The 6,000-nt window shown below is 71.4% G+C and carries 5 protein-coding genes and 1 pseudogene; 3 read left to right on the top strand and 3 right to left on the bottom strand.

The window, feature by feature from the left end:
* The first annotated feature begins 764 nt into the window (after positions 1-764).
* Together AC0T5L_RS21025 and AC0T5L_RS21020 are read left to right on the top strand one after the other, a co-directional pair.
* Positions 765-2,060, top strand: coding sequence for a tetratricopeptide repeat protein (locus AC0T5L_RS21025; RefSeq protein WP_476167170.1), 1,296 nt, complete (start codon positions 765-767; stop codon positions 2,058-2,060).
* A gap of 65 nt (positions 2,061-2,125) precedes the next feature.
* Complete coding sequence (locus tag AC0T5L_RS21020) at positions 2,126-2,548, top strand: NUDIX hydrolase (RefSeq protein WP_476167169.1); 423 nt, start codon at positions 2,126-2,128, stop codon at positions 2,546-2,548.
* 22 nt (positions 2,549-2,570) lie between these two features.
* Here the strand turns inward: AC0T5L_RS21020 and AC0T5L_RS21015 are convergent.
* Positions 2,571-2,786: pseudogene (locus tag AC0T5L_RS21015) on the bottom strand (GNAT family N-acetyltransferase); the annotation flags it as partial.
* Between the two features lie 374 nt (positions 2,787-3,160).
* Positions 3,161-4,165 (bottom strand): MBL fold metallo-hydrolase, encoded by a 1,005-nt coding sequence (locus tag AC0T5L_RS21010; protein ID WP_476167178.1) that lies wholly within the window; start codon positions 4,163-4,165, stop codon positions 3,161-3,163.
* Between the two features lie 300 nt (positions 4,166-4,465).
* Between AC0T5L_RS21010 and AC0T5L_RS21005 the strand changes: the two genes are divergently transcribed.
* Positions 4,466-4,957 carry a single-stranded DNA-binding protein gene (locus AC0T5L_RS21005; RefSeq protein ID WP_476167168.1) on the top strand — a complete coding sequence of 164 codons (492 nt, stop codon included), beginning with the start codon at positions 4,466-4,468 and terminating at the stop codon, positions 4,955-4,957.
* Between the two features lie 17 nt (positions 4,958-4,974).
* Here the strand turns inward: AC0T5L_RS21005 and AC0T5L_RS21000 are convergent, their stop codons facing one another.
* The gene (locus tag AC0T5L_RS21000) at positions 4,975-5,982 is read right to left on the bottom strand and encodes an HAD-IIA family hydrolase (protein WP_476167177.1); all 1,008 of its coding nucleotides are present in this window, start codon (positions 5,980-5,982) and stop codon (positions 4,975-4,977) included.
* Positions 5,983-6,000 lie beyond the last annotated feature (18 nt).

The following is a 6,000-nucleotide window of genomic DNA, read 5'->3' as shown; positions in this document are numbered from 1 at the left end:
GGTTTTTCTTAAGGAGGGGAAGGGCTCTTTCGGGGTTCTTCTCCTCCTTTTTTGTGTCTGGGCTTGCGCGTTTGTGAAAGGCTTGTTGTCGGCCTCGCCGCAGGGGTTTTGGTAGGGCCTCCGGCGGACCTCAGCCAGGCGCCCGTAGGGCTGACCGTGGCGGCCCGCCGTATGGGGTTTTGGTGGGGCTTCCCGGTGGTCGGCGCCCGACATTCGTGTACCCCCGGCTCCAGAGGGTGTGGGACACGTTCCCGGGAGCGCTGCCCCTGGAGCCTGGCGGGCGGGCATCTGAGCGGACGCCAGGCTTCTACAACTCCTGTGCCCTCCGGGGCCGGGGCCTCCCTCAGTCGAGTCCGCCAGGCGAACCCGCCCTCGGTCGCTCCCACTCCCCCCGGTGGTGACCGGACCGCGCCAGAAAACCCCACTCCCCCCACCCCCTACGGCGAGCCGCCACGGTCAGTCCTACGGGTGCCTGGCTAGGGTCTCCTGCGCGCTCTCCCCAACCCTCTGGAGCGAAGCGCTGCTGTGGGCTCTACGGGCACACGGCCGGGGTTCCCTGCACGCTTTGCCCCTTGGGGCGGGACGCCGCTGTGCGCTTCACCAACCTCCTGGGGTGGAGCGCCACCACCTGGGAGTAGGACGTTGGGCACCCGTGCTTTGGCGGTGAGCAGCGACGCCATGTCGTAAGCTGGAGGACACGAGAACTGTAACGCGCTGCCACTCATCAAGGTGGCAGCGCTTTTGAGTGTTGACGGACGGGTTGGATGACTGAGGACAGCCGATCGGGAGACCGCGAGGACTCCGGAGCCAACGAGCGTGGCGGTTACCGCTCCGGTGGGCCTAGTGGTCGGGGACGCGGTGACGGACCCCGCGCCCGGTCCGGCTACAGCGGTTCGGGAGACAGAGACAACAGAGGGAGCGGCGACCGGCGCGGAGGTTATCGCCGGGATGACCGCGGCGGCTACCAGGGACGCGGCGAACGCCGCGGCGGTGGTGGCCGTGACAACCGGGGGCGTGATGACAGGAACCGCCGTGACGACCGTCGCGGTGGTGCCTCCCAGGGACGGAATGACCGTCGTGGCGGCGGCTTCCGCGGTGGGGACGACCGGCGCGGCCCGCGTGAGGAGCGCGACCCGGCGGACGTCGCACCCCAGCTTCCGGAGGAGGCCGACTACGCCCAGCTGGACAAGGAGACCAGGCGTGACCTCAGCTCGTTGCCCAAGTCGCTGGCTGAGCTGATCGGCAAACACATCGTCGCCGCCGGCATGCTCTTGGACGAGGACCCTGAGCGGGCCTACGCCCATGCCGTCTACGCCCGCCGTAAGGCGTCGCGCGTTCCCGGCGTGCGGGAGGCCTCCGGGGTCGCCGCCTACACCGTGGGCAAGTGGCAGGAGGCCTTGTCCGACCTGCGTGCCGCGCGCCGGATGAGTGGCCGCGACAACTTCCTCGCGATCATGGCCGACTGTGAGCGCGGTCTGGGCCGTCCCGAGCGGGCGCTGGAGATCACCAACGACCCGGCGGCCAAGGACCTGGACGTGGCCGACCGCATCGAGCTGCGCATCGTCGCCTCCGGCGCCCGCCGGGACATGGGTGACACCAAGGCGGCCCTGGCCGAGCTCCGGGTGCCCGAACTCAAGGAGCGGCGTGCCCGCCCGTGGATCGCCCGCCTCTTCTACGCCTACGCCGACGTCATGGACGAGCTGGGCCGCGAGGACGACGCACGCGAGTACTTCTCACGCGCCTCGGCCGTGGACAGCGACGGTGTCACCGACGCGGACGAACGTCTTGCCGCGATGGAGGGCATGGAGCTGGTCGACTACGACGCCGAGGACGGCATCGTCTGGACCGACGTCGAGGAGCAGGAGCTCCCGGAGGAGGCACAGGCCGGAGGGCCTTCGCGTGGCGGCCGTGACGCGGGTGCGCATGACAGCGGACACCGGGAGCGCAACCACGGTGAACGCGGAGACGCCTACCGGGAGCGGGACCACCGGGACCATGGCCGTGAACGCGACCACGGTGAACGCGGCTCCGACTATCGCGATCGCGGGAACCGGGACTGAGCCCCTTCCACGACACGGGTGACACGGCACCGCCGAGCGGCCGGACGCCGCTCGGCGGTGCCGTCGTGCACCTGGGGGTTCTGCCCCACACCCACGACTCGGTGGTGTGTTTGACCTACGCGGGTAAGCGCCCCCTGCTCGTGCGCCACCGGCGCCGTGCCTGGGAGTTCCCCGGCGGGCACGCCGAACCGGGGGAGACCGTCCAGGACACCGCGCGCCGTGAAGCCCGTGAGGAGGCCGGTGCCTCCCTTGGGGAGATCAGACCCGTCGGCTACTACGTCCTGTCCGGCGGACACGTCACGGTGGTCACCCACGCGCATGTGACCGGCCTGGCCCCGCTCACCGGGGAGTTCGAGACCGTGGAGGTGCGGGCCTTCGACGCTTTGCCCTCCGATGACGAGCTCTCCTGGGCGGACGGCGTCTACGCCCACCTGCTCCGGGAGCTGGGGCTGCCCGGAACCCCGCCCGTTCCCGGATCCGGGTGTTAGGGCGTTCTCGGGAAGGCCCCCGCTACCGTGGATCCCGCCGGAGCCGTCTCCCGGGGTGCTTGCCGTATCTGCTCTCGGCCCCGACCAGGGTGTAGCCCAGCCGGTCGTTGATGGCCAGCATCGGCGCGTTGCCCTCGTGGTTGCCCGTGCAGGCGTGGGTGAGGCCCCGCTCCCTGGCCCGGTGCAGCGCCATGGTCTTGGCGTACCCCGCCAGCCCGCGCCCCCGGTACCCGCGCAGGACCGAGAGCAGGAAGCCGGCCACGGTTTCGTCGTCCACCGCCAGCAGGCTGGTCTCCCGGGCCCCGGGGAGGGGAGGGTCGTACCGTCAGCCCATGGCGTCCTCGGCCAACGCACGGCAGGGGTAGGCGCTGCGTACGAGGGGGAAGACCCGGGGGATGTCGTCCCGCTCCATGGGGAGGATCTCGATCGTCATGAAGCGAGGCCAGAGGCGGTGAGCCTCGGCCGCACCCGGTTTTTCGCGGGCCCGGGTGCCGGCTCCCGGACCGGCCGGTTCCTCTTCGGAGGGGCCGCACCCGACCGGAGGGAGCGAGGGATCAGATGCCTGGTCCTTCGCCCCCAGGGCGCTCAGCCCCTCCGCCGGAGAGCGGGAGATCAGGCGCGCTCCTCCTTCGCCTTGCGTTCGGCCTCGGCCTGCTCCTGGGCAAGCCTGTCCAGCCAGTGCACGATGCCGGACACATTGGTCTCCGCGCCGCTGAGGGTGTCCAGGATCGCGGTGGTCTCCGGTGACACCTCCGGCGGCATCGGCTTGTACCGCGAGATCACCTTGTCCCGGACCATGGCGATGGCGTGGTCCAGGTCCCCGGCGCCGCCGTGGGACTCGCGCACCGTCTCCACCCACAGCCGCAGCTCGGCCTCGGCCCGGTCGATGGTCTCGTCGACCGACGTGACCGCGCCGAAGTGGGAGAACATGAGCCGTTGGGCACCGATGTCCTCGAACAGCCGCAATGTACTCAGGCACGCCTCCATGTCGAAGTCCGGCGGCGGGGTGGCCGGGCTGAGGTCCCCGGTGAGCGGTTTGTACACGCCCAGTGCGTCGCCGACGTACAGGTCGCCGGTGAGGGTGTCGACCAGGCCCATATGGTGCTTGGCGTGGCCGGGCGCGTAGTGCGTCACCAGCTTGCGCCCGCCGCCCAGGTCGATCTCCCCGGTTTCGGCCACCGCGCGGATACGGGCTCCCTCGGTCGGACTCATCCGCCCGAACAGGGTGTCCAGCCGGTCGCCCCACACCATGGCGGCGCTGTGCATCAGCCGGCTCGGGTCGGCCAGGTGGCGGGCGCCGCGCTCGTGCACGACGATCTCCGCGTTGGGGAACAGGGCGGCCATGTCACCGGTACCGCCCGCGTGGTCCAGATGGATGTGCGTGACGACGATGGTGGCCAGGTCCCCGGGCGCCATCCCCAGCCGGGTGACGGCCTCGTGCAGGACCCGAGCGGAACCGGCGGTGCCGACCTCGACGATGCAGGGCCGTTCGGAGCGGATGAGGTAGCTCGACACGATCCCCGGATGCCCGGCGAGCATCGTGTCGATGGCGAAGATGTCGTCGCCCAGCGGGATGATCCCCTCGGGCAGATCGCTTACGTCCACGTCGTCGTGCACTGCAAGCACCCCTGTTCTTCGGTCGTCGTGCGGCTCGGTGAGGACCGAGCCGGAGAGAACCCGACTCTAGGACAAGGGTGTCATGACAGGTCGGGGCGGGGGCGGCCTGGTTTTTCCGGAGAACGCCGGAGCGGTTGTCCACAGCTTTCCGACGGGGCCTTTCCCCACGTCTTCCCTCGGGAGATCCTGAGGACAGCGCACAACGCCCCCACCGCTCGCGGACGGCCGTACCGCCAGGCTCCGCGCCTCCCGCCGCGTCGTGCCCGTTCCTTCGCTCTCCAGCTCAGGGAAGACATACACATGCAGCAGGAGTCCGCGGCCGTCCCGATCCGGGCAGCCACCCGCCCCCAGACCCGACAGCAGGCTCAGACCCCGTCCGCGGGGCGGCGTTCCTCCGCCGACCCACCGACCGCCGGCGCGTCCGGCCCGCGGACCGGGCGGGAGCCGGATCACCGCAACGAGATCCTCGTGGCCGGGAGGATCACCGCCCAGCCCTTCATCCGGGACCTCCCCAGCGGTGACCGGCTGGCCACGTGGCGCATCTGCGTGGTCCGCTCGTCCGACAGCCGCTACGGCGGTCGCCGGGTCGACTCGATCACCTGCACGAGCTTCGACGGCGACCTACACGAACGGATCCGCGCCTGGCGGCTGGGCGACGTGGTCCAGATGACCGGAGAACTGCGTCGGCGCACCTGGCGCGCTCACGAGGGTGTGCGCAGCGTCTGCGAGGTGGAGGCGCGGACCGCGACCCTGGTGCGGGCGGTCAGGAGTGACACGGCGGTCCGGCGGTGAGGCCCCGGAACGCGGGTTCACCAGCCCAGGCGGGACAGCGACTCGCGTGCGGCGGCGCCGGACGGGTCCACCGACCCGTCCGACCACACCGCTGTGCACAGCGCGCGCAGTCCGTCCAACCGGTCGCCCGATCCCGCCAGCCGCGGTGCGCCGCCGTCGACGGTCACCGTCCATCCCTCGCAGCGGGTCTGGTCGCCCTCGCGGACCACTGCCGGGTGGGTGTGGTTCATCCCGGACAGGTCCCACGCCAGGTAGCGGGGGCGCTGGTGCTCAGGTGCGGCGAGCAGGTCCAGTGGGGTGGCCACCCCGGACAGCACCAGGAGCCCGGACGTGCCGTGCACGGTCGCGCCCTCGATGTCGGTGTCCAGCCGGTCGCCCACGATCAGCGGGTTCCGCGCGCCGGTACGCAGGATGCCCTCCTCGTGCAGCGGACGCATCGGCTTCCCGGCGATGACGGGCTCGACCCCGGTGGCGTTGGCGATGACCCGGACGAAGGACCCGTTGCCCGGGGTGATGCCCCACTCCCCGGGCGCGGTGGCGTCGTTGTTGCTGGCCACGTAGAACGCGCCGCGCCGGACCGCGAGCGTGCCCTGGTCGAGCAGGTCGCGGGTCATGTTCCGGGAGTAGCCCTGGACCACGGCCACCGCCGACCCGGTGTCGACCGAGACGGGCCGCAGCCCCATCCTGCGCACGGCCTGGCGCAGGGCGGTGTCACCCACCACCAGTACCTCCGAACCAGCGGGGCAGCGTTCGGCGACCAGACGGGCGGCGGCCTCGGCGGAGGTCACCACGTCCTCGGGGACGGCGGCCACGCCCAGGCTGGTGAGGTGCTCGGCGATCCGCGCCGGGGTTCGTCCGGCGTTGTTGGTCACGAACGCCACCCGCGCCCCGGCGGTCCGTGCCTCGCCCACCGCCTCCGGCGCCGCCGGGACGGCCCTGTGGCCGATGTAGACGACCCCGTCCAGGTCCAGGAGCATCGCGTCGTGGATCTCGTTCAGGGGACGGTCTGCGGCGAGCAGGGGCATGTCGGAGAACCCGTTCCG

Source organism: Nocardiopsis sp. TRM 82005 (genome assembly GCF_056312425.1).
The sequence above is the reverse complement of the archived record's forward strand: the minus strand, read 5'-3'. Positions and strand labels throughout refer to the sequence as shown.

Coding starts and splice junctions, on each gene's coding strand:
- AC0T5L_RS21025 (WP_476167170.1), top strand. CDS start 765: ATGACTGAGGACAGCCGATCGGGAGACCGCGAGGACTCCGGAGCCAAC.
- AC0T5L_RS21005 (WP_476167168.1), top strand. CDS start 4,466: ATGCAGCAGGAGTCCGCGGCCGTCCCGATCCGGGCAGCCACCCGCCCC.
- AC0T5L_RS21000 (WP_476167177.1), bottom strand. CDS start 5,982: ATGCCCCTGCTCGCCGCAGACCGTCCCCTGAACGAGATCCACGACGCG.